This window comes from Spiroplasma ixodetis, from assembly GCF_059729505.1.
In genome coordinates this window covers 34479-58985 of record NZ_AP038353.1, presented here as the reverse complement: position 1 = coordinate 58985, position 24507 = coordinate 34479, and the positions used below count along the sequence as shown (strand labels likewise).

Annotated in this window: 30 protein-coding genes; 9 read left to right on the top strand and 21 right to left on the bottom strand. The window is 22.0% G+C overall.

Annotation, left to right across the window (positions count from 1 at the left end; genetic code table 4):
- Positions 1-56 precede the first annotated feature (56 nt).
- From AC6I4F_RS00355 to AC6I4F_RS00315, 9 genes are all read right to left on the bottom strand, one after another.
- Positions 57-767 (bottom strand): ECF transporter S component family protein, encoded by a 711-nt coding sequence (locus AC6I4F_RS00355; protein WP_497873857.1) that lies wholly within the window; start codon positions 765-767, stop codon positions 57-59.
- On the bottom strand, positions 768-1892 hold the full coding sequence (locus tag AC6I4F_RS00350) for a Mur ligase family protein (RefSeq protein WP_497873856.1): 1125 nt from the start codon (positions 1890-1892) through the stop codon (positions 768-770). It abuts the gene before it with no gap.
- A gap of 18 nt (positions 1893-1910) precedes the next feature.
- A complete protein-coding gene (locus AC6I4F_RS00345; RefSeq protein ID WP_497873855.1) occupies positions 1911-2858 on the bottom strand; it encodes a hypothetical protein in 948 nt (315 codons plus the stop codon).
- A gap of 110 nt (positions 2859-2968) precedes the next feature.
- On the bottom strand, positions 2969-3640 hold the full coding sequence (locus AC6I4F_RS00340) for a uracil-DNA glycosylase (RefSeq protein ID WP_497873854.1): 672 nt from the start codon (positions 3638-3640) through the stop codon (positions 2969-2971).
- A gap of 12 nt (positions 3641-3652) precedes the next feature.
- Entirely contained in the window at positions 3653-4126 is a 474-nt protein-coding gene (locus AC6I4F_RS00335) for a 23S rRNA (pseudouridine(1915)-N(3))-methyltransferase RlmH (RefSeq protein ID WP_497873853.1), read from the bottom strand.
- Positions 4126-4938, bottom strand: a complete 813-nt coding sequence (locus AC6I4F_RS00330) for a hypothetical protein (protein ID WP_497873852.1) — start codon at positions 4936-4938, stop codon at positions 4126-4128. The genes AC6I4F_RS00335 and AC6I4F_RS00330 overlap by 1 nt, the downstream gene beginning before the upstream one ends.
- A 406-nt stretch (positions 4939-5344) precedes the next feature.
- Positions 5345-5506, bottom strand: coding sequence for an ankyrin repeat domain-containing protein (locus AC6I4F_RS00325; protein WP_497873851.1), 162 nt, complete (start codon positions 5504-5506; stop codon positions 5345-5347).
- A 116-nt stretch (positions 5507-5622) separates the two neighbouring features.
- Positions 5623-7857, bottom strand: a complete 2235-nt coding sequence (locus AC6I4F_RS00320; RefSeq protein ID WP_497873850.1) for a hypothetical protein — start codon at positions 7855-7857, stop codon at positions 5623-5625.
- Between the two features lie 223 nt (positions 7858-8080).
- On the bottom strand, positions 8081-9700 hold the full coding sequence (locus tag AC6I4F_RS00315; RefSeq protein ID WP_497873849.1) for a lysine--tRNA ligase: 1620 nt from the start codon (positions 9698-9700) through the stop codon (positions 8081-8083).
- A gap of 596 nt (positions 9701-10296) precedes the next feature.
- Between AC6I4F_RS00315 and AC6I4F_RS00310 the strand changes: the two genes are divergently transcribed.
- The 9 genes from AC6I4F_RS00310 (at position 10297) to AC6I4F_RS00270 (ending at position 17265) form a co-directional block, all read left to right on the top strand.
- The gene (locus tag AC6I4F_RS00310; RefSeq protein WP_497873848.1) at positions 10297-11157 is read left to right on the top strand and encodes an IS1595 family transposase; all 861 of its coding nucleotides are present in this window, start codon (positions 10297-10299) and stop codon (positions 11155-11157) included.
- A 680-nt stretch (positions 11158-11837) separates the two neighbouring features.
- Positions 11838-12290 (top strand): hypothetical protein, encoded by a 453-nt coding sequence (locus tag AC6I4F_RS00305; RefSeq protein WP_497873847.1) that lies wholly within the window; start codon positions 11838-11840, stop codon positions 12288-12290.
- 281 nt (positions 12291-12571) lie between these two features.
- A complete protein-coding gene (locus AC6I4F_RS00300; protein ID WP_497873846.1) occupies positions 12572-12754 on the top strand; it encodes a hypothetical protein in 183 nt (60 codons plus the stop codon).
- Between the two features lie 229 nt (positions 12755-12983).
- Positions 12984-13154 carry a hypothetical protein gene (locus AC6I4F_RS00295; RefSeq protein ID WP_497873845.1) on the top strand — a complete coding sequence of 57 codons (171 nt, stop codon included), beginning with the start codon at positions 12984-12986 and terminating at the stop codon, positions 13152-13154.
- Positions 13155-13220: 66 nt separating this feature from the next.
- Entirely contained in the window at positions 13221-13907 is a 687-nt protein-coding gene (locus AC6I4F_RS00290) for an ERF family protein (RefSeq protein ID WP_497874632.1), read from the top strand.
- Positions 13900-14388, top strand: coding sequence for a hypothetical protein (locus AC6I4F_RS00285; protein ID WP_497873844.1), 489 nt, complete (start codon positions 13900-13902; stop codon positions 14386-14388). Before AC6I4F_RS00290 ends, AC6I4F_RS00285 begins: the two co-directional genes overlap by 8 nt.
- A 127-nt stretch (positions 14389-14515) precedes the next feature.
- Positions 14516-14707 (top strand): hypothetical protein, encoded by a 192-nt coding sequence (locus tag AC6I4F_RS00280; protein WP_497873843.1) that lies wholly within the window; start codon positions 14516-14518, stop codon positions 14705-14707.
- 125 nt (positions 14708-14832) lie between these two features.
- Positions 14833-15165 carry a hypothetical protein gene (locus AC6I4F_RS00275; protein ID WP_497873842.1) on the top strand — a complete coding sequence of 111 codons (333 nt, stop codon included), beginning with the start codon at positions 14833-14835 and terminating at the stop codon, positions 15163-15165.
- 168 nt (positions 15166-15333) lie between these two features.
- Complete coding sequence (locus AC6I4F_RS00270; RefSeq protein ID WP_497873841.1) at positions 15334-17265, top strand: hypothetical protein; 1932 nt, start codon at positions 15334-15336, stop codon at positions 17263-17265.
- A 418-nt stretch (positions 17266-17683) separates the two neighbouring features.
- Here AC6I4F_RS00270 and AC6I4F_RS00265 read toward each other — a convergent pair whose 3' ends face one another.
- From AC6I4F_RS00265 to AC6I4F_RS00210, 12 genes are all read right to left on the bottom strand, one after another.
- Positions 17684-19339: a hypothetical protein gene (locus tag AC6I4F_RS00265; RefSeq protein WP_497873840.1), complete on the bottom strand. Its 1656-nt coding sequence runs from the start codon at positions 19337-19339 to the stop codon at positions 17684-17686.
- 129 nt (positions 19340-19468) lie between these two features.
- Positions 19469-19621 carry a hypothetical protein gene (locus tag AC6I4F_RS00260; RefSeq protein WP_497873839.1) on the bottom strand — a complete coding sequence of 51 codons (153 nt, stop codon included), beginning with the start codon at positions 19619-19621 and terminating at the stop codon, positions 19469-19471.
- Positions 19622-19638: 17 nt separating this feature from the next.
- Positions 19639-19857, bottom strand: a complete 219-nt coding sequence (locus AC6I4F_RS00255; RefSeq protein WP_497873838.1) for a hypothetical protein — start codon at positions 19855-19857, stop codon at positions 19639-19641.
- Positions 19841-20323 carry a hypothetical protein gene (locus AC6I4F_RS00250; RefSeq protein ID WP_497873837.1) on the bottom strand — a complete coding sequence of 161 codons (483 nt, stop codon included), beginning with the start codon at positions 20321-20323 and terminating at the stop codon, positions 19841-19843. Before AC6I4F_RS00250 ends, AC6I4F_RS00255 begins: the two co-directional genes overlap by 17 nt.
- Positions 20304-20450: a hypothetical protein gene (locus AC6I4F_RS00245; RefSeq protein WP_497873836.1), complete on the bottom strand. Its 147-nt coding sequence runs from the start codon at positions 20448-20450 to the stop codon at positions 20304-20306. The genes AC6I4F_RS00250 and AC6I4F_RS00245 overlap by 20 nt, the downstream gene beginning before the upstream one ends.
- Before the next feature lie 33 nt (positions 20451-20483).
- Positions 20484-21494 carry a hypothetical protein gene (locus AC6I4F_RS00240; protein ID WP_497873835.1) on the bottom strand — a complete coding sequence of 337 codons (1011 nt, stop codon included), beginning with the start codon at positions 21492-21494 and terminating at the stop codon, positions 20484-20486.
- Positions 21495-21650: 156 nt separating this feature from the next.
- A complete protein-coding gene (locus AC6I4F_RS00235) occupies positions 21651-21827 on the bottom strand; it encodes a hypothetical protein (protein ID WP_497873834.1) in 177 nt (58 codons plus the stop codon).
- Complete coding sequence (locus AC6I4F_RS00230) at positions 21827-22249, bottom strand: hypothetical protein (RefSeq protein WP_497873833.1); 423 nt, start codon at positions 22247-22249, stop codon at positions 21827-21829. The genes AC6I4F_RS00235 and AC6I4F_RS00230 overlap by 1 nt, the downstream gene beginning before the upstream one ends.
- Before the next feature lie 62 nt (positions 22250-22311).
- Positions 22312-22524, bottom strand: a complete 213-nt coding sequence (locus AC6I4F_RS00225; RefSeq protein WP_497873832.1) for a hypothetical protein — start codon at positions 22522-22524, stop codon at positions 22312-22314.
- A 212-nt stretch (positions 22525-22736) separates the two neighbouring features.
- Positions 22737-23117, bottom strand: coding sequence for a hypothetical protein (locus AC6I4F_RS00220; RefSeq protein ID WP_497873831.1), 381 nt, complete (start codon positions 23115-23117; stop codon positions 22737-22739).
- A 4-nt stretch (positions 23118-23121) separates the two neighbouring features.
- The gene (locus AC6I4F_RS00215) at positions 23122-23247 is read right to left on the bottom strand and encodes a hypothetical protein (protein WP_497873576.1); all 126 of its coding nucleotides are present in this window, start codon (positions 23245-23247) and stop codon (positions 23122-23124) included.
- Between the two features lie 291 nt (positions 23248-23538).
- The gene (locus AC6I4F_RS00210; RefSeq protein ID WP_497874801.1) at positions 23539-24459 is read right to left on the bottom strand and encodes a hypothetical protein; all 921 of its coding nucleotides are present in this window, start codon (positions 24457-24459) and stop codon (positions 23539-23541) included.
- Positions 24460-24507 lie beyond the last annotated feature (48 nt).

The window sequence follows — 24507 nt, the reverse complement described above, 5'->3', positions numbered from 1 at the left end:
TTTTAAAAATGTTACAAAAAATATCAGAAATTTTAATTAAATAATTATTTTTTTGTTTATTCTTCAGGTACTCTATTATATTGTAAAGATTCCGGATCTGTAGCAAAATAATATTTTTTAAATTGATTTTCTAAATTTAAAGTTTTCTTTAATGCAGAATAACAAGTAACAATTAAAAAAACATTAACCGTTAAATCAATAGGATATTTTATAACTCTTAATGGAAAATACATTAATCATAAAGGTGGTAATCCAGGAAATAATATTTTTAATGCAATAGGATCAGTACCAGTAATAATTAATGAAGTAATAGCATAAGCAATTGGCAAATATCAATAAAATGTCTTTTTACTATAATAAATTTTACTAAAATTTAATACTAAATAGTAAGGTAATATACATAATAAAATACTAGTAAAAGTAAAAAATAAACATGGTGGTGCATCACCAGTACTAAATAATAAACCTAAAAAATCACTGGCAATACCACTAAGAAAACCTAATATTCCACCACAAAAGAAACCTATTAAAACTAATATAAAATTACCCAATTTAATTTCAAAATATTTAGAAAATGATAAACTTTTTAACATTAAAGCACCTGTTGTATTTAAAGAAACAACTAATGCTAACATTATTCCACTTAAGCAAATAAATTTTATTTGCTTTATCTTTTTTTGATTATCTTTATAATCAAAAACTGTGATCAATAAAAAAATAATTAAAATTAACACTCCACCAATTATATTCAATAACAATACATTCATTTAATTACCACCTTTTTGTATCATAATTATTTTCTTTGTTCTTAAATAATTATAAACATCTGCTAAAAAATAACAAGAACCCGTAATTAAAATTATTTTATGAGGGCTACATTTAATCATTTTTTGATAATCAAAAAATTCACCAGTAATACTATTTAAATTACTATTACTACAAATAATAATATTATCTGAGACTTTTTTTAAACAACTAATTAATTTTTGTGGATATTTATTTTTTAAACAAGAAAATATAATTTGTTGAGGAATAATTTTATTAATTTTTAGCGTTTTAATTAATGATTTAATACCATCAATATTATGAGCAGCATCAAAATAAATAGTTTTATCATTAATTTGATATTTCTCAAATCGTAATCTAATATTAGTATCATTAATGATTTTTAAAGCTTGTTTAATATTAATTTCTAAAAATGTTTTTGAAATTACTGTTAAAACTAATTCTTTATTTTCTTGATAGTATGGTTGATTGATTAATCTTAGAGAATATATAGGTTTATAACCTTCCATATTGATTTGCTTTTTTAATTTATTATTTAAATTACCTGAAATAAAAAGATTTTTTGTCGTTGGTTTTACTATTCTCAATTTTTGATGTAATATTTCAGATGTAGTTTTACCAAGTCTATCTTGATGATCTTTACCAATTGAAGTGATAATAGCATATGTTGCATCAATGATATTTGTAGGATCAATTTTTCCACCAATCCCAACTTCAATTATTGCTCATTGCACATTTTGTTCTTGAAAATAAATTAATGCAATTAAAGTTAAAATACCAAAAAAACCTAATTGATAATATTCAATATCATCAAAAATCAAGTCTCTAATACGAACTAAATCTTGATTACTAATCATTCTATCATTAACAATAATTCGTTCATTAACAAACTCAATATGGGGAGAAGTAAACATACCAATTTTTTGTTTTAAGGTTTGTGATAATATAGCAAAAATTAAACGCGATACTGAACTTTTACCGTTTGTTCCAGTTACATGAATATACTTAATATTATTGTTTAAATACTTTGGAGTAATAATTTTTAATTTTTTTAAACAATCTTTATTTGAATATTTAGATATTTTTTTAAAAAATTTTTCATTCATATTTTTAAAATCCTTTATTTAATAATTATTATTATCAATATTAATTAAAGGATTAACAGTTCTTCAAGTCACATAAATTATAATTGAATTAATTATAATTTTAAGAGGCGCTTGCACAATTCTCATAATTGCTGTCACTCCATAATCCTTGGCATTAGGATCAAATAAAGTCATATCAGCATAGGAGGCTATAAGCACTGTTGTTACATACTCGGCTACTACCGCTAATAAAATAATTGGTAAAATTTCTTTAATTCTATAAATTTCTTTTTTCAATAAATAATAAAATAAAACACTATAAATACTTAATAGGCCAATAATGCCACCACCACCCATAATACTAGCCAGAACATATTTATTAACAATAATTCCTGACATAGAATATGATGATTGCTTACCTGAAATAACAATATACATGCCACCACCAGCAAAGAAAATAATAAAAAAATTAATTAAAGCAAAAATAACTCATGGATAATCTTTTAGTTTTACTTTAAATATTCCAGCAATTCCTGCCAAAAAACCAGTGAAAATAATACAAAACATATAATAAATGCTAATATATGAAGGAACAAATAACATTACTAAAATATCTGTTACTGCAGCACAAATAATACCTATAATTGGACCAAACATATAACCGGTTATTTTAATCATTAAACCCTCAAAAACAATTCTAATTGGTGGTAATACTGTAATGGGTATCGTAATAGAAACAATAATAGTTGCCACAACTGATACCGAAGATAACATTGTTATATAAGCAATATTTTTAGTAGTAAAACGAACACCTTTATATTTATCTTTACGAAATCATTTTCAAAAACTATTCATTAAAATATATGCTAACATTATGCTACTTAAAGTAATAATTAAATAAATAGCTGTAAATCTACTAAATAAATTTAAGGTATTTAAATCATATCGTTGAGAAAATATGTGATTAAATATTAAATTATTGGGCATTTAAATAACCACCATTCCCGAAATATTATTTAAAACTATATTAATTTTAACAAATATATCATAATATTGTTTGCTTAAATACATATAATAAAATTAGTATTTTTTTATTTTTATCACTTAATGGGAGTTTTATTTTTTGAAATCAATCAATTATTAGTTTTGCTAAATGGTCTTGAATTAAAAAAACCATTATAAGCACTTAAAGGTGAAGGATGTGCACTCTCAATAATAAAATGTTTTTCTGTGTCAATTAACATTTTTTTATTTCTTGCATTTTTACCTCATAAAATAAAAACAAGATTAGTACAGTTTAAATTTAAAAATGATAAAACATGATCAGTAAAAGTTACTCATTGATATTGTAAATGACTATTAGGTTGACTTTGTCTAACAGTTAAAGTTGTATTTAAAAGCAAAACTCCCTGTTTAGCTCAAGTTGTTAAATTACCATCATTATCTTTTTCAATATTTAAATCATTTTTTAGTTCTTGAAAAATGTTTTTTAAACTTGGTGGTAATGGAGTATTTGTTTTAACACTAAATGCTAAGCCATGAGCTTGATTTGGCTGATGATAAGGATCTTGACCTAATATTATTACTTTAACCTTTGATAAAGGAGTTATTTTAAAAACTTGAAATATTTCTTCTCATTGAGGATAACAAAGATAAGTCTGATATTCTTTTTTAATATCTTCTAATAATTTAGTAAAATATTTTTTTTTATATTCTTCTTGAAAAAATTCTAATCATGAGGAATCAACAAATAAAGTTTTATTATACATTTCTTTCACCTACTACTTATGATAACTTTGATTATTAAGTATTTGTAATGAACGATATATTTGCTCTAATAAAACAACATAACATAATTGATGAGGTAATGTTATTTTACCAAAGGAAATATTAATTAAATTAATATTGTCTTTTAATATTTGTGCGACACCATTACTACCACCAATAATAAAACCAATTTTACCTTGTTGATAAATTTGATTTTTATTAATCATCTGTGATAATTGTTCGCTACTTATTAATTGTCCTGATAAATCTAATAAAAATCATTGATAATCATTATTCTTTGATATGTATTCAGCAATTTTATTAGTTTCAATTTTAATATTACTAGGAATTGAATTTAATTTAGACTCGATAATATTTTTTGTTTCAATATTATTTCGTTTTTTAATTCGTTCTAAATAATCTTTGGCAGCTGATTTTCAATATGTTTGTGACAACTGACCAATACAAACAATTTTAATATTTATCATTATGATTCTGAAAAAGTCATGTTATTTATTCTTTCATGAACCACTTTATCTGGGTTACGAAAATCAACATCACCCAAAACTTTATCAATAGTATTTGGATTAATAACAACTATTTCTTTTTTATTTTTATCAACTCATAAACTAAAAATTACATCAATTTGAATATTAAAATTAATTTTAAAAGTCTTATTCATTTTTGAATCTTTCATTATAAAGAATAAGTGAATTCAACCTTTTTTAATAATGGTTTTATTTTTATCATCTTTAAAGTCAGTAATTTTTGGTGAAACAATACTAGTTTTAGCAACTTTTGAAGGATTTTCTGCTTCTGTTGCTGTTTCATATGTAACATATCAATAACCATAATATTGCTGTTTAGATATATCATTATCAGTTAAACCAAAAACTAAAAAACTTCCATTTGCATCTTTACAACTAAATGGTTCATTCATTACTTTATTTGGATCATTATTAACATTATAATTAATACTCTCATAATTACCTGATTTATATTGATCACTATTATAAAAATCCCTAGCAGCATCTGTAACTTCTAATGCATTACGATCAATTCTAATTTTGTCTGCTGCTAGTTGCATAAATGCAGTAAGTGGTTTATATAAAAGTTTAGTATCATATTCATAGTATTTATTATAAACATAATCAACTAACGGATCACCATCTTTGTTTGATGGCTCGTTTTTAAAATTTGTTTCAATGTTTGAACCATCTCCAGTACCACAAGCCACAATAGTACTCACAGAAGAAGAAAGTAAACTAAGTGTTGAAAATAAAGTGATTAATTTACGCATTTGATTGTTATTCTCCTTAAACTAAATAATAATTAAATATTCACTAAGAATTGTAACTTATTTTTTTATAAAAAGCAAAAGGAAATTCATATAGGTAAAAATACATTTTTTAAAATTAAAATATTAATGTTTATTTTAATATTTTAATAAAATTATTATTATCATAAAAGGAATTAAATTTTTATCGTTGATAATTGCTTTTGCAAATATATTTCATCTTTAAAAAATCAGATTTATTAATTTTTTGTTGAAATTTCATTGCTTCTTCATATGTTGGTAATTTGTCTTTATTTTATTCTAAAATTTCTTCATCTAAAATATCGTTAGTATTTTTCATTAAAAAAATTAAAGACTTCCAAATGATTATTTCAAACAACTAACATTAAAGCATTATATCCATATTCATTTACTTGATAAAGATTTCATTATTATCTATTAAATACTTGACTATCTCTAAATCATTATTTTTGATAGTTAACATCAAAATAGTGAAACCATCTTTAATTACATAATTTATACTAACACCATTCCTAACTAATAATTTAACTTTTTCTAAGTTATTATTCATAATGGCTTGTATTATTTTTTAATTTTTCTTATTAATAAATACTCTTTTTTCCTAATTTATTTTTTTCTCTTTCTGTAAATTAAACTTGATACAATAATAAATTTAATCTTATTAGTTTAAATTGTATTTAATATTTCTGCTTTTGTTTCCAAAGGTAATTGAGATTCTATTAAGCCCGTATTCTCTCATTTTTGTTTGCTTGCATTTTTTGATTCTTCTGATAAAGGTTGCTGTAACTCTGGAATTTCAGTACTTATTAATTTTCATAATTCATTTAAAGATGTTAATTTTATTTCTTCTTCATTTAATTTATTTTTAATTTTTTGTTCTTCTTTTTTTAAATTTTTTTTATTTAAACTATTTTTTAAATTATCACAATTTTCAGTATTTTTTTTAATTTCCATTGCAAAAAAATCTCTAATATTTTCCAATGTTGTAGATAAATATTTTACTTCATCTTCATGTAATTCCTTTATTGAAATTAATTTTTTTTCTAAATAATTTATTTGAAATTCTAGTTTTTCAATGGTTTTATTTTGTTCTTCAATTTTTTGATATTGTCAACTAGGTTTCTCATTTTCTTGATTTATTTCGGTTTGGATTTCAATACTTACTAGTTTTGATTGATTAATTGTTCTTAAAGACTCCTGAATTTTTTCCTTTTTTTCTCTAATTGCAATTTCTATTATTTCTTTTTCTTTTAATTTAAAATTAATTTCTAAAGTTGTGAAATCATCTTTAAATTCATTTTCTATTATTTCTTTTTCTTCTCTTATGTTTTCTAAATTATTTTGAATGTTAAAATTTTCATTAAATTTTTTAATGCTGACAGCATTTTCTTCTCAATAATTTTCAATAATCTTAATAAATTCTATATTTTCTAATTTATTAACTTCTTTTAAGAAATTAATAAATATTTTTTGATCTTTACTAATATTTTTAATTCATTTTTCTTTTATTTTTTTAAGTTCAAACATCATCGTATGTTTATTTTGCTTAAAAAAATCCTCAATTTTATTAATTTTATCCTCAATTTTTTTTATTTTTTTATCATTAATACTTAACTCAGTATCATGTCTTGTAATATTATCTTGTAACTCCGCAATATAATCATTCTTTTTCTTAATATCACTATTCTTTTTTTTAATCACTACATCTATTTCTTTTAAATATTGTTTTTTTCCTTTTTTATCATCTGAAATATTTGGAATAAATATTTGATTTTCAGTATTATTTTTATTTTCTTCTAAATCTTGCAAGTAAGTAATTTTTTTAATTTTTATATTTTTCTTTCGTTTTTCTAAATTTTCAATTTGCTTTCTTTTTTCTGCTATCTCTTTCTGATGCATTCTAATTTGTTCTTTTTTTTCTTCTAATTCTTTTTTAAATAATTCTATACTTTCTTTCGCTTTATCTTTAGTTTTAATAATTTCTTCTTGTTCACTTATTAATTCTTTTTCTCGATCATTATATTTTTCAAATATATCATTGTATATTCTTTCCTCATTTTTAATAATTTTTTTAATATATCGGTTAAATATGTCATCTATTAATTCAAAGAAAAATACAAAATTTTTATCAAATTTACTTTTTAAATCTTTATCTTCATTTAAAATTAATTTATATTCATCTCCACTTTTCATTCTAAATGCTCAAAAAGATAAAATTAATTGAGTCATAACTTCTTCTTTAAAAAGATTTTCAAAAATTTTCTCTTTTTTATTTTCTAATTCCTCATTTTTTTGATATAGCGTACGAATTTCTTTATCAATTTTTATTTTTAATTCTCGTGTTTTTTTTAAAAACTCTTTTTTATTTTCAAAAATATTTAAATTTATTGTTTTTAAAAAAATAATATCATTACTTATTGTTTCACTTAAAAAATTAAAAAGATTAAAATAATCTGTAATTTCAGTAAACTCAGTACTATTTTTACTACCCTTATTAATTTTATTTTGTTCAATTAATGTTTTATTTTTCTCCAAGAATAATAATTCTTCATTTTGTTCTTTAATTTTACTATCAATTTCTATTAAAAAATAATCTAATTGTCTAATTAATTTTAAATTTTCTTTTTTTTCTCAAAAATAAGAAAAAAAAATATATTTTAAATCATTTCTTAATTCTTTAATTAATTTATCTAAATCAGTTTTTTTATTTTCTTTTAATTGAGTTAATGGTGCTGATGTACTTGGGTTTTCAAAATCAGTATCTTCTGAATTAGAAAAAAAGTTATCTTTTTCATTGTATTCTTTAAAAAAATTCTTAAAAGTTTCAACAACTTCGTCTAAATTTTCATCAGTTAAAGGATAATTTCTAAATTTTTTTATTAATTCATTAAATCAAGGCATAAATCTTATTCTCCTAAATTTTATTTATAAAATAAAAAAACCAATTGTTTTATTTAAAAACAATTGGTTTGAAAACTTATATTTTTCAATCTTTTGTGTTAATAACAATAAAACGCTCCTTATTCTAAAGAACTATCTTGATTATAACTAATTAATTTATCTTTTTTTTGAAAAAAGATAAATTACTATTATATGTTTATATAATAAAAATTTATCACAAAAATTATTTTTCAGTTCTAGGTTTCATATGCGGAAATAATAATACATCTTTAATACTATTTTGGCCAGTTATTAACATGACCAAACGATCAATACCAATTCCCAATCCACCTGTTGGTGGCATACCATACTCCAATGCTTCAACAAAGTCTAAATCCATAGTTGCTGCTTCATCATTACCGCTATTTTTTTCTTTTACTTGCTCTTCAAAACGATTATATTGTTGCAAAGAATCATTTAGTTCCGAATAAGCATTTGCATATTCTCTACCAGCAATAAATAATTCAAAACGATCAGTAAACTCTTTACTATTTTTATTTAATTTAGCAAGTAGTGAAATTTCAATTGGATAATCAAAAATAAAAGTAGGTTGAATTAAAGTTTCTTCAACAAAAGATTCAAAAAATAAATTAATAATATGACCAGTACTATTATAATGATCTGGAATATGAAGTTTATAACTTTTTGCAAGTTTTAATATAAGTTTAAATGTTTTGTTTTTTTCAATATTTCTAATATTATCATCTTCAATATTATGATATTTTAAAATCATATCACTAATTTCTTGAAAAATTTTAGTAAACTCTTCATCTTTGATCATAGCTTTTTTAATTGAATCAATCATACTAATTTTTGTTCATGATTTTTCAAAATTTAATATATTTTCATCATATTCTAATATTAATTTATTATGCACTATATTAATTAAATGTTTTATACAAGACTCTGTTAAATCCATCATATATTTCATATCTTGATAGGCAACATAAATTTCAATAGTTGTAAATTCTGGATTATGTTTTTTACTCATACCTTCATTACGAAATAATCTACCAATTTCATAAACTTTTTCAAAACCACCAACTATTAATTTTTTTAAATGTAATTCAGTAGCAATCCGTAAATATAAATCGGTTTTTAATGTATTATGATGAGTGATAAAAGGTTTAGCAGCAGCACCACCATATACTTCTTGTAAAATAGGTGTTTCAACTTCTAAATAACCTTTATTATTTAAAAAACTTCTTAATTCATTAATAATTTGTGTACGTTGTAAAAATGTCTTTTTAGTTTCTTGATTAATAATTAAATCTACATATCTTCGTCGATAACGTTCTTCAATATCTGTTAAACCATGAAATTTATCTGGTAAAGGTCTAAGTGCTTTTGATAACATTACAATATCATAGATTTGAACTGTTAGTTCTCCTTTATTGGTTTTCATAACCTTACCTTTAATACCAAAAAAATCGCCTAAATCTGCATATTCTGCAAATCATTCAAATTTTTTTTGATTAATATATTCTGGTTTTAAATAAATTTGAAATTTACCTGTTTGATCTTGCAAATGAGCAAAAATTGAACCCTTTCCCATTTCTCTTTTTGTCATTAATCTACCCGCCATTTTAATTTGATGATTAGGTAAATTAGCAACAAATTTTGCTAACTCTTCTTTATTTTTATTTCTAAATTCACTATTTAAAGTTTCACAATTATAATTTCTTTCTCAATTACGCCCATAAATATCATAATTTTGTTTATATAAATCTTGTATTTTTTGATATCTTAATGCTTCTTGCTCTGTCAAAATACGTCCATTAATTTCAAGTTTAGTTTCTTTCATTGTTTTCATCCTTTGTATTTAAAATAAGTATTTAAAATAAAAAAATTAAATTAAATAAGATTGTTTAGGTTTATACATAATGATATCAATTTTCAATACCAAATTCTACTGTCAACAATTAATTTTAAATTTTATAATAAAGCCCTTATATTTATAATAAGGGTTAAAATTTAATTTAAATATTTCTACTAATAGATATCTATAAAAATTAAAGACAATTTACCTTCTAAATATTAATTTTGTATAAAACATGTTTTGCTAAAATGTTACTTTTATTTATTTTTGGATGATAAAATTTTTTTATTTTTTTCATACCTATTCGTTTCATTACATTTTCTGATTTAATATTTAATATACTAGTAAAACTATAAATTTCAGTCAATTTTAAATTTTTTTTGCATATTTTAAACATTCTTTAGCTGCTTCTGTTGCTATTCCTTGACCTCAAACACTTTTTTTAAAACGCCAACCAATTTCAATGCATGGTCTCTAAAATCATCAAGGAAATCAAATTCGCTAAAGCCAATAAAGCCAATAAATTTATTGTCTTTTTTAAATTCAACAGCATAAAAACCAAATCCATTATTATTTAAATTATGGAAATTATCCCCGCATGTACTAGTGTGGAGGAAAAAATGAATTGAAATGAATTCAATAGCATATTTCAAAATGAAAACGATTGTTTGAAATATATAGCGAAGTTGAAAGTAATGAAATTTATCAGGTGTGCTTCTTCTAGTTTGAATGTTTCTGATTTAAGAAAAATAAGATGTTTGAAATGTCATCAAACATTTAGTATTCTTCATGACACCATTTTTCACAAGTCACAAACACCTTTGACATCTTGGTTTTATCTCATCTTTAGATGAATAAACACCAAACATGGAATTCCATCAACAGATGTTGCAAGGGAATTGGGTGTGACATATAAAACAGCTTGAAGAATGAATCATGAAATCAGAACTAGAATTTGGAATCAAGATGCAGGGTTCATTGATGATGGCACAGCACAGATGAATGAAATGTATCTTTCACATGTAGGTTTTATTCAACAAGGAAGATCCTTGTTGAATAAAACCTTGATTGTTGGAGTTTATGAGAAAATCAGCAACAAACTAATTGTGAAAGTATTGAAAAAAGCAGATGAGAAAAACCTTTTATGATTTGCATTGAAACACATTTCTACTGGGTGTTGTCTATTTACGGATTCTTGGAAAGAATATGGAAGTTTCAAAAACTTCTATCACAAACATGAAATCGTAAATAATGAAGTTAGGTATGTGTCATCAACAGGTGTAAACACAAACCAGATTGAATCTGCATGAAAACACATCCGACGAACTTTTCGAACACACATAAAAGTTTCAAAACACAATATTCATTTATATGCAAAAGAAACTGCATATAAATTCAAAAAGATACCTAGTTTTGAAACTATAATTTTGTGTTTGATTTAGATACATGTGGGGATAATTTCCTAGATAGGCTTTTATCTCCGTTTATGTGATAAAATTTAAAAATAGTACATAAAGGGATAAAAGCCAAAATTATTTTTAATTTTCGAAAAATATTTTTCTGTATCATCTTTTGATAATGTACTAGAAAAATATTTCATGACATCTTTATCAGAATTTAATAAAAAAAGTTCATCTAAATCACTATCTTCTCAATATCTAATTTTTAATCTAGGGGTTTCAAAAAATATCATTTTTTTACTCCTTTATTATGATATTTTTTCTATTAACAATTTTTTAGTTTATTTAATAGGGCGTATCAAGTTAATGGTTAGATTTAATAAGAACTTAAATGAGAGATAACACTCTCATTTTTTAATTGTTAAACAATTATAATTAATTATTTTATTAAACCAGCACTTTATTAAAGTAATTAATTATTACATAACTAAATAAAAAAATTATTTAGACTATTGTGCTGGAATATTACAATAGTAATTTTTGTGTTGCTCTTTTACAATTTGATATTTTTTTGGTTCCCTTCCCCTAGAACCCCTAACCTCCAAGGCTTTGCTACTTACAGTAGCAAAGCCTTACGTATAGTAGATAAGTAGTTAGTAGTATATAAGCCTTTTTTATCACTGTAGGTGATAAAAAAGGCTTATAAATAGAAAGGATACGTAATGATTAATGTTAATTTAGATATTAAAAATAAAATTAAAGAAACAACTAAAGGTATGTTATTAGAAATTGGTGAATATGAAACATGATTTCCTATTAAAGATACTATTATTGATGAAAAAAATAAAAAAATAGCATTAAAAATAATTGAAGATTTTTATTATAAATTAGGTAAAAAATTAATTACAAAAGATATTGAAAGTGTTAAAGGTAGTGATATTTTAAAATATATTAAAAATATTCCAAATATTACTAGAAATGAAAATGAATTAATATCTTGTGAATTTTATGAACAATATAATGGTTATTATATTTTTAAAAATGATAAAAATCAAGAATTTTTTAAATATAACATTACATGAGAACAAGGCATGAAAAGTTTTAAAATAAATAATCCATATAACGATAATGATTTAGCAATAAATTATATTGTTATGCCAATGAAAGATATATAAACTCATAATAATAAAATATTTTATTTAAAGTATTAAAGGAAATTAATATGTTATTAAATGTTGAAAAAATAGAATTAATTAAAAATTTATGTAATGAAAAATTACTTAAAAATCAAAAATATATTGAAATAGATGAAATATTAAAAATTATAGAAAGGGATTAATAATTATGGAATGTAGATAATATAGAATTAAAGGTTCATGTGATATTTGTCATAAAAATTAATCATATGGAAATAGAACTTGTAATAAATGTTTTTATAAATTAATTGGTAAAAATAATGAAATGTAATATTCATAATGAAAAATATATATGATTTAGTGAATTAGAAAATACATATTATTGTAATAAATGTATAAATAACATGATTGAAGAAGATATGTATTTAACATCAAATAATTGAGATTACTTATATGAATATTATATTAATGAATTACAATTAGAAAATTTTAAAGGAGTGTAAAAATGAATCAATTAGAATTACAAAATGCAATGAAATTAATAGAAAAATTTGAATAATTACAAGAAGAATTTAATAGTAAATATGAAGATTTAGAAATTAACATTAATGTTGATGGTGATTTAAAAATTAGTTGTGATTATTTTAATTATAAAAATGTAAATCAATTAGAACAAGTAATTATTGATTATAAAAGAATTATTAAAGGTTAAAGAGAAAGTAGTGAATAAATATGGTAGCAGCACCTAAAAAGAAACCAGAAGATTTAATGATTAAGCAAATTATTATTCATTTAAGATTTACTGAAAAAGATTATAAAAAATTAAAAGAAATTTGTGAAGAAAAAAATATGAAAATTAATGGATTTATAAGAAGTTTAATTAAAAAAGCAATAAATAAATAAATAAATAAATAAATAGAAAGAGTGATTATAATGAATAATTTATATAAAAAAATACTTAAATTATAGTTAGAAATTGGTAGTACACCTAAAAATGGTTTTAATAAATTTGGAAATTATAAATATTGATTATTAAGTGATATTTTTAATAAATTTAAATTATTATGTAAAGAATTAAATATTGTTATTACACATGAATATATATTAACAACAGATAGAAAAATAAATTATTTAGATACTAAAGAAGTAGAAATAACTTATTTTAAAAGATATACAATTATAGATTTAGATAATGATAAAGAATTAAAATATTTTGATATACTTGCTTGTGCTAAAAATACAGATATAGCAAAAGCAAAAGGTAGTGCAGAAACTTATGCTTATAGATATTTTTTAATGAATTTACTTTTATTAAGTGAAGATGAACTTGACCCAGATAATGATAATGTTAATTTAATTACAAATAATAATAAACAACAAAGTTATAGTAATAATATAAAAGTGTCTAATGAAAAATGAGAACCAAGTGAAAAACAATTAGATTATTTTGAAAAATATATGATTACAAATACAGTTTTATTTGATGAATGTATAAGAGAAGATATGGAAAGATTAAATCCAAGTAATAATAAAGATTTTTTAATATTAATGGGTGAAAATTATTTAAAAGTATTATTTGATAAATTTAAAGAAATTCGTGAAATATTTAAGAATTTAAAAAATAATAATAAAAGTGAATATAGAAATTATGAATAATTATTTACTTTCAATTGACCCATCAATAAAAAATACTGGATTTACATTATGAGAAAATAAAAAACCAATATGAATAAATAGTTATAGTTTTAAAAATTATAATTATGATTGAGAAAAAATACAAAAACAAATAAGTTATTTAATTGATATGAATAAATATGATTTATTAATGGAACGTGGTACTTTTCATTCAAAAAATGGTATTGGTTATGAAACTCAAGAACATTTACGTGAATTTATTGCAGGAACATTTAATAAATTATTAACAAAAGATATGTTAATAAGTCCAAGTGAATGAAAGAAATGATATGAACATTATGACCCACCAATTTTTTGATTAAGACCTTGAGATAAAGAATTAAGTATATATGTTGCTGAAGAAATTATTAAAGAAAATAAATGAAATATAACAGTTAATAATCATGATGAAACAGATAGTTTATTAATTGGTTGATATTATTTAAATAAGGAGAATAAATAATGGAATTAAAATTTGATATGGATATTTTTACAAAAAATGCAATTATTGAATAATCAGAAAATTTAAAAAAATTAAAACAATTAAACATATCAATTAATTTATGTAATTGTAAAAAGGATAATAATTAATGCAAAAACAAAAAAAAGAAAAAGTATTACTTAAATGTATTGTTAAAGATTGTAATAGTAAAGTATTAGTTATTTTAAAAACTTTAGATATAGAAAGTAGTATAGAACAATTTTTTAATATGTGTTTTTTTCAGAAAAAACAATTTAAAAATAAAGTTAAAGAAATAAAAGAATATTATAAAAAAGTTTAAACAAGTATAAAAAAAATAATGGTGTAGAATAAAATTATAAAACTTAATATAAGTTTTTAACTCATTACTTTATTTTAAAGTATATGAGCTTTTTTTTAAAATAAAGAGAAAAGAGGTATAAAATTATGAAATATTTTAATCCAAGTTATTGATTTAAATTATGATTATTAACTGCACCATTATTTAATGATAAAACACAAGGTATTAATGCTAAGTCAATTGATAATAAAAAGATTAAAGATTGAGCTAACAACAATACCACTAGTTTAGAATCAATAAATGAATTAAACAGTTTTACAAATATAAGTAATTATCAAGTATATAATTTAAATGAAACAAATCAAAATATTAATCCAATTTATCAAACAGATTTAGAAACAAGTAAACATAAACATCGACATAAAAAAAGAAAAAGAATTAAAAAACAAGTTACACCAAATCCAAGACCATCTAAATAAATTTTTAAATTAAATGAAAAATTAATTATTAATGAAAATAATCGAATAGAATATCAAACTAGTTTTCAAACTATTATTAATGAATTAGTTGATAGAGGAGTATTAACAAGAATTAGAGATCTAAATGTATTAGTTAATGCTGATTTTATTTTTGAAGATAATACTATTTTGGCTTTAAATCCTGAATCAAATTATGGTTATTTTAGATTACCAGTTGCAATTCGATGACAACAAAATACACAAAGTATTGAAAATAATTTAGAATTAGTTTTAAGAACAGATAATTTATATCTTCAAGGATTTATAGTTAATAATAATTATTATCATTTTGATTTTAGAAATATCAATATGAATATGCAACCACAAGCTGTTAGAGATGGTTCAATTCCTCTTTTAGAACGAATTGAAGGAATACAAAATAATACAGTGTTAAATGGAATTAGTCCAGATTACAGGGATATGATACGTGAAAACGATGAAAATATTTATTGAAGTAATATTTTTGGTTCTTTTTTTCAATTGATAAATCGTATGAATTATAATTTTAATGAGCAAGGAATTTTGATAGAAGGTGCTTTAGGGAATTTAGCTAGATCTTTGGGTGATGTAATTTTAGTTACTGCAGAATCATTAAGATTTTGATCACTTCATACTCATATTATTCAACAATTAGTTAATAATAATCAATATATTACTTTAGGACGTAATAATCGCAATCCTATTTACAATACATTAGTTAATTGAAGTGAAGAATCTCGTACTCAATCTCTTATAATAGATTTACTTTCAACTCCAAATGATAGAAGACCTAATCCAAATTCAAATCAAGAATCAAGAAATATATTGACTGAATTTGGCTATTTAAGAAGAAGAGACGATGAAAATTTTGTAAATTTCTTATCAAGAATATTAATTTTGCCAATAAATCAACTTACAAATATTCTGGCACATAGCAATATTAGAATTATATTATCTTATTTTATTAAACCAAATTTAAATAATTGTAATAGAAGACAAGCAAGACAAATAACAAATAATAATTATTGACATGAAAAATTTTGTGATTTAAAACCACAAATTGATAAAATTCAAGGAAAAATAACTACAATAAAAATTTTAGATGAAAAAGTTGGTGGTAAAGGTTTAAATTTAAAAGCAGGAGATATTTATATTGGTACAGATAATGGAGTATATTTAATTCATGGAGAAAGAATTGATAAAATTGAAGAATTAAACTTTCCGGTAGAAAATATTATATTAGATAATAATGGAAACGCTTATGTAACAAATAATATGGGAATAATTTACACTTTTACTAAATATTATGGTTTTGATAATAGATGAGGTATTAGAAAAACGGGAACTATCAATACTGGAAATAAAGTAAATATTATCAAATGTATGAATGAAGAACCTGATGAAGGTAGTCATATTGTTAAAGGAGCATTGTATATTGGTACTGAAAACGGTGTTTATTTTATAAATAGTGATAAAGTGTATAATGATAATCCATATACTGAAAGATTTGATAATTTAAATTTTCCAATAAAAGATATAATTTTAGACCACAAAGGTAGTGCTTACGTTATTAACAATGCAAGAAAACTATTTCGTTTAAATTTGTTTGGATGAGGTCACACAAAAATTGATAAAGATAATTTTAAAGTAAATATTGTAAAAGTAGTAAATCATACTGATGATAAAGATCATGTAGTTAACAAAGCAATATATATTGGTACTGAAAATGGTGTTTATTTTGTAAATGGTGATCAAGTATTTAAAGATAACCCAGATATTAGTAGATTTGATAATCTAAATTTTCCAATAGTTAATATTGAACTTGATGGTCATGGTAGTGCTTTTGTAACAAATAATATAGGTGAAAAATATCATTTACATTTCATAGGATGAAGTAATGATAAAGTAGAAAAGAATAGAAAGAAAAGAGAAATATCTGTTATAGATGATTTAGAAGAAAACAATGAATTACAAAACACATTAAAATGAAACAAAAATATTACCAATTTTATTAATCATGAACAACATTTACCAATTGATAATAAAACAAATTTTGTTACAAATAATGTAACAAGTTTATAAAAATATAAATAAAAAAAGTTACCTATATGGTAACTTTTTAATTAGGTGCCAACCTAATCATATACAGAATGAATTATACTTACTTAAGTAAGTACTTTTATATTATACATTATTTAAGATTGTGGAAAAATATTATTTTATATTTTTCCTGAAAAAGAATTTACAATAATATTAAAATAAGGAGAACCATTTTTAGAAACATTAATATTAGAATTTTTAATAACAGTATTAGATAATTTATCTTTTATTTCTTTTTCTGTAGAGTTTTCATTAAGTTTATATACATTTAAAATTTGTTTTAAATTACTATTATTATTTACAAAAAAATTGTATCTTTTTTATTTTCAATGCTTTGTGCAACAATATAATAATCAATTTTAGATTGCATATAAGTATTTTCAATACTATATAAATTATATTAATTTCTATTAATTTCTAATCCTATTTTACCGTTACCTCAGTATCCAGCATATAATCCTTGATGATATCCTTGATATGTTATTTTATTATCTTCATAATGTTTTAACTTTAATGGTTGATTGTATATTGCTAATTCTTTTAATTCTCTTGAAAAAACAAAAGTTTGAGATTTAGATGGGTTAAAGTTTTCTGTTGTAGAACAACTACTTAATTCAAGATTAAATCATTCTTCTGTTTCATATTCATAACTTAAATATACATCTATGCTTTTATAATATCTCTTTAAATCATTAAAAGTATTAATTAATAATGTAGGGTCTAAATAATCTTTAAAATTAATATTTATTTCTAATGGTTTGATTTTAGGAAGTATATTTTCTACTCATGAATTATAATCTCATATTAATTTATCTTGTGTATGAGTAAATATAACTGTTTGTGGTATATTAACTTCTATACTTGGATTTTTTGGAATTATTACAATTTGTTTTGCTATATTTTGAGGACTTGGTGGTAATATTTTTGCTGGATAACTAAAAGTAGTTTCTTCACTTTCTGAATATTCATCATGATTTAATTTATACAAAGTTGTTCAATTAAAAGCATTACCAGTTAAATAAACCATATTATTATAACGAAATTGTGCAACTGCTATTTCATTATAATCACCTTGATAAGTAAAAGGATTATCACTATAAAATGTATGTCTTTCTTCACCTTGATGTAATGATTGAGTTACAATTGTATCAATAATATAAGCATAATTTGAACCATCAATTACACTATTACTTGTAGGATTTCATTGACATTCAGTATCTTCATTTGTAAATGGTGAAGCAATATCTAAAAACTCAGTATCTTCTGCTAAAATATAAACTTTATTATTTTTATTTTGTGATAAATCAACTGTTGATATTTGTTCTTTTGCTTCTAATTTATGACCAGTAGTAGGGTCTCATGGATATACTGATACTCTATCACTTAATTTCGTTGTCATAGCGGTTGTTGAAACATTTGCACCTAATAATTTACCAATAGTAAAATCATTATCATTTGTAAATGCATTTAAAGGAATTAATCCACCATTACCAATAATACTTTCTAAATTACTTGTAAAAAATGCACTCATAAAACCATTAAAACATAACATTTTTTTATATTGTTGAACATTTTGAGTAATAACTCAACTACTTAAAATACCTAATGTTAAAGCATTTAATAATTTACCAATTAAAGGAATATCACTTAAAGCAAATGGTAATCATTGATTACTATCATAAGGCATTTGAATTAAAAGACTAAATACAACTGAATTAAAATTCAATATAGCAGACATATATTTTTGACTTATTTTACTATAATCTACAGTTGGACTTCCTATAATTAAATGAGTATTTGGGTCTTTATATTTAAAATTACTACTCATATCTACATTATAATTACCAGAGATATTATTTATATTTCACTCTGAATCTCAAAAGAATTTATCATTACCAATTGCTGTTCCATTACTTTTTGTTGCTTTATCTTTATCAAAAGAAAGCATACCTTTAAAATCTTTTGTTACAAATAAATTATCTTGAAAATTTAATGAAGTTTTTAATCATTCTTTAAAATCTTTAAAATTTGTAAATCCAGTAGGTTTTGCATCCATAATATTATAAAATGTAGTTTCTGGATGACTACTTGTTGTTATTTTATCATTTATACCAGCAAGTAAACCACCATTATTTTTAATATCAGTTGTAGATTTTTCATTATTACCAGCAATAAATAATCTTCTTTAAGCAAATACTTTACTTTCAAATATTTCTTCAGTTCATTGTTGAATAGGTTCTTGTCCTTGAATTATTGGTCTTCCATAATAATAACAACTTGATAATAATTCTAATTCATATGATTGTCTATGACTATATCTTACTCCAATATCACGCATTAAAGTACGATTTAAGGTTACTTTTCCTTCTTGAATAGTAGGAAAAGCATAACTACTACCCTACTTGCATATTGTACAAAATCAATTGTATTTTGACCACTTGCAACTACTCTATCATTTAAACTACTAAAAGTTAATACTTGCATACTAAATGCACCATTATAAGTACTATAATAATTTGTTACATTTGAAATATATAATAATTGTCTATCTTGATTTTTATCAACTATTACCACCAATATTTTCATTTTCATCATTAAATACAACAAAAAATTGTAAATAATCATCAATTGTAATATGTTCTTCAAACATTACTAAAGTATATTGTCTTTTAGTTTGAACTGTTTTAAATATTTGATTATTTGGTAAATTACTAAAATCAACACCACTTGTATCATCAATTAAATAAGCATTTCAATAATCACCTATTTTATATTGTTTTGTATAATATCGGTCTTGACCAGTAACTTTATGTGTTTCTTCATTAATTTTACCTTTATTTTTTTGATATATTTTTGTACTATTTTTTCAAATACATACAACTGGAGTATTACCAGTTAATATTAATTCATATTGACCAAAATCACTTATTTTACTATTAATTGGTTTATAACCAGTTTCAGTTAAAGGAATTGCACCATTATTTATAACAAATGGAAATATTTTTCAATGACTTTGTCTTTTAATTAATATTTGTTGCATCTTTAATCTCATGTGAGCGTGTTTCATTAATTGTATTTGTTGATGTCTGTTCATTATTATTACCTCCTAAATCTTTATTTAATTTTTGATTTTCATTAATAATATCTTCTGATTTATTTTCAGCCATAAGTTGGTCAATATTATCATATTCACCAATTGCTTAAATTATTGTCATTGTGCCATTATTTAATCTTGAATTAATAATTTGGTCTTGTACTGTTTGGTCAGTCATAGCAATTGGAATAAATTTAAAACTATAAGGTCTTTCTCCAATACCATTTCATAAATTTTCACTAATAAGTAATAAATAAAATATACGATAAAAATAAGCACTATAAAATGCTATTTTTATTTCTGTAGTTTCCATATCATATTTATTATTAAACATACTTTGTGTTTTATTAGTATAAACATCATTACCATGTTCATCATAATCATAACCAGCACCATTAAATATTGCTTTAGCAGTACCATTATAATCTAATCAATATTCATTAAATTTAGGGTCACCTTGAATAATTTGCATACCGCCATTACCATTTTTATCATATCCAGCACTACCAACATTAACAAACATATCTTTTTTAGGATTTTCTGCAATATTACCATTTTCTTGCATTTCTTTAACTGTTTCATTATCTAATGCAGCAAATAAAGTAGTAACGTTTAATTCTCTTTCTAATCTTTTTTGTCTAATTACACGATTTAAATCTCAAATAAAATCTCATACTGGTGTACAATCTGGATAAGCATTTAAAGTAGTTGCATTACCATATAAATTTATTATTGGTAAATTTGTTATTTCAAAAATAGGTATATAATTAAATGGATTTTTAATTTCATAAATTTTTAATGGAATAATATTTGGTTTTAATTTTGTTATTGTAGAACCTAAAATAATATCTTTATATGTTTCATATTTAACTTTTCCATTTTGTATTGTTACTCATGTTAAAGTTGCACTATCTGCTTGTTCATTAATAAAATAAAATTCTGATGCTTGTTCTTGTTCATTATATTTAGCAACTCTACCACAAAAACTATTAGGTAATATTTTAAGTGATTTACTATTATCTTCATTAACTATAATCATAACAAATACTTTACCCATTAAACTATTTTGTAAACCAAATTTATAAAATTTTTCTAATCATTTATCTTTTAAATTCATTTCATTTAAATAATCTAATATTTCTTTTCTACTTGAATTAAATAAAAAAACCTTTACCTAATCATAATTTAGTTGATTTTTGAGCAATAATCATAGGTATATCAATATATCAATTACTTTTATCACAACTTAAATATTCCATTGTATTTATCATAATTAATCACCATTAAATTTATTTTTATTAATTAATAATTTATTATTAATACCATTAATTAATCATTTCATTTCATGCATTAAAGCATACATATCACTATCTCAAGTATCATCATGTAAATCTAACATTTTAGGAGTATTATTATTACTATCTAATTTCTTTTTATCTAATCATTGCATTAAACTATATTGTCTTTTAGTAGACATTTTTCTCAATTAAAACTAATAATATTTTTAAGCATACAAATTGTTGTAAAATCAATTCTATCATTTAAATATAAAATTGATTTATCTACTGCTATAAATTTTAATCATGTTATATTACGTTTTTTAACTCAACTTTTTAAAACATCAATAAATACTAATCCACCATTACCATAATCAACATAACAAATAAAACCAAATAACATTGCTATATAACGTTTACTTTCATTTAAATAATAATTAATAATATCATTTGCTAAAGTATCAGTATCTTTATATTGCATAGTAACATTACTATGATAAAATTCACTTTCTTTATGCGCTCTTCTACTATTTTCATTTTCACCAATAAATCATAAACTTCCAGCAGTAGGATGACCACTTGAACTTGTTGCCATACCAATATCTAATCCACCAGTTAATCTTTCTACTTGAAAATCTAATTTAGTATTTACTTTATCTAAATATCTTGCAAATATAGCACCTTGTAAAACACTAGGTACACCATAATATCAACTTTGTGCTTTATAGGGTCTAATACTTTTAATTCTTCTAAATCATTAATCATATCTAATGTTAAATTATGAGCATTTACTTTTCAATTTGAATAATGAAATAATTTAAATATATTATTATCAAATACTGAATTAATTTGTTCATTATTAGTTTTCATAATTTCTAAATTAAAAGGTACTATTTTATTAATATATTCAATAAAATATTGATAAATATTATCTGGATTACAACTTCTAATTTTAATTATTTTTTTAGCATTACCTAATGCAAATGTAATTGCTTGAAATTCAGCTTGACTAAATTCATTTGCTTCTTCACATCATTCAATTGCTAAATCAAAACCTTTTATTTCACTTCTAGAAATCCCTTTTAAAGGTATTCTATATTACTATTACTATATACACCCATAACTCTAATAAATGATTTTGAACCTTTAAAACGAAAATCTGCTTGTTTATTTGGATATTTTAGACTAAAATCTTTATAATCATTTAATCCAATTGTTATTAAAGCATTATATATTTCTTTAACTAAATCATTAATATCTTTATTTAATTTTCTAAAACAATATATAGCAATTGATTTATTATTTTTAATTGAAATAGCAAATAATATTGCTAATTCTTCAGCAATACTATATGTTTTACTTGAATATCTACTTCCACTTAAATTATATTCACTATGAGTAAAATCACTTTTATTTAATAATCAATAACTAATTTCATGTAAATAAGTAAATTCTTTATTCATAATATTATTCCTGTAATTCTTCTAATTTTAAAAGTTGACCATATCTTATAGGGTCACTAACAATAGCGATTGTATCCTTCTTCATTTGTAAAGAAAGCATTATTCTACCATTAATATTATCTCAATCCAAAGTTTGAACCTCAGTATTTAACTCACCATATAAAAATTCTTTACAAATAAAAGCAAATTTTTTAATACTTGTTTGACTTTCAAAATTATAATAAATTTTATATTTAGTATTTGTTTTAAAAATATATTTAATGTGATTTATATTAACTTTTGTTCAAACTTCTTTTCATTGTGGAATAGTTGGAATTGGTTGTATTTTATTATCAACATATCTTTTATTTACAGCATCTTGTGGTTGTGTAGGGTCTCCTATATCAACAATTCTAGTATTATTTGAAGTAATAATTCTTTTTTATTTAGGTTGAATAATATTAGGAGAATTAGGGTCCATTATTCATAATGATTCACCACTACCACCATTAGCACTAATAATATCATCATCAATAGTAATATTTTTACCTGCTGTTAATTTATTTTGTTTAATAGTATCTAAATATCAACATTCTTCATCTATTTTTCTATCAACATATTCTTTAGTACTAGCATCACTTAAAAATGTAGAAGTTCCAACATCAATTATTCTTTTACCATTAACATCAATACCTTTATCATCTTTTGGTTTAATAAAATTAGGATTATCTTTATCAACTTCTCATAATGAATTATCAATATCTGTTTTAATAACAGTAGTATCAATATTAACTATTGGTCTTAATAAATTTTGTGGATGACTAATAGTAATTTTAGTTCTAAAATCTAATGATTTTATATTATTATATGGTATATATGCATTTAATGGACTATCTTCACCACAATTTGAAATAAATTTATTAAATCAATTATTTTTTTGTGGTTCTATATCTTTTAATTTAAAACCTTTAATATTTGGATATTCTTTAATTTTTCTTAAACAATTAAATACTTCTGGTGGTATAAAATAAGGGTCATCTGGATTAGTTTCACTATAAGTTAATCCATCTTGACTAATTGAACCTTGACCACGTAAATAATCTACATCTTTAGTTAATAAAAATCTAACATAATGAGTAGTTGCTGTTTGAATATTATCAGTAAAATCAGTTGGTGTTATTTCTGGTCATTTTTTTGAAATAGTAAAACCACTTAAATAATCAATATTACTACTTGCTACAGATATTGCAAATCAAATTTCATTATCTGGAGTAGTAACTTTATCAAATAATAAATCATTAAAATATTTAGATGATTTAAATTCTTGAACTGTTATAAATAAAATTGGGTCTTTAATAGCCATAATAATTTACTACTTAATGTAAAATAAAGGGTATTTAAAGGGTTTAAA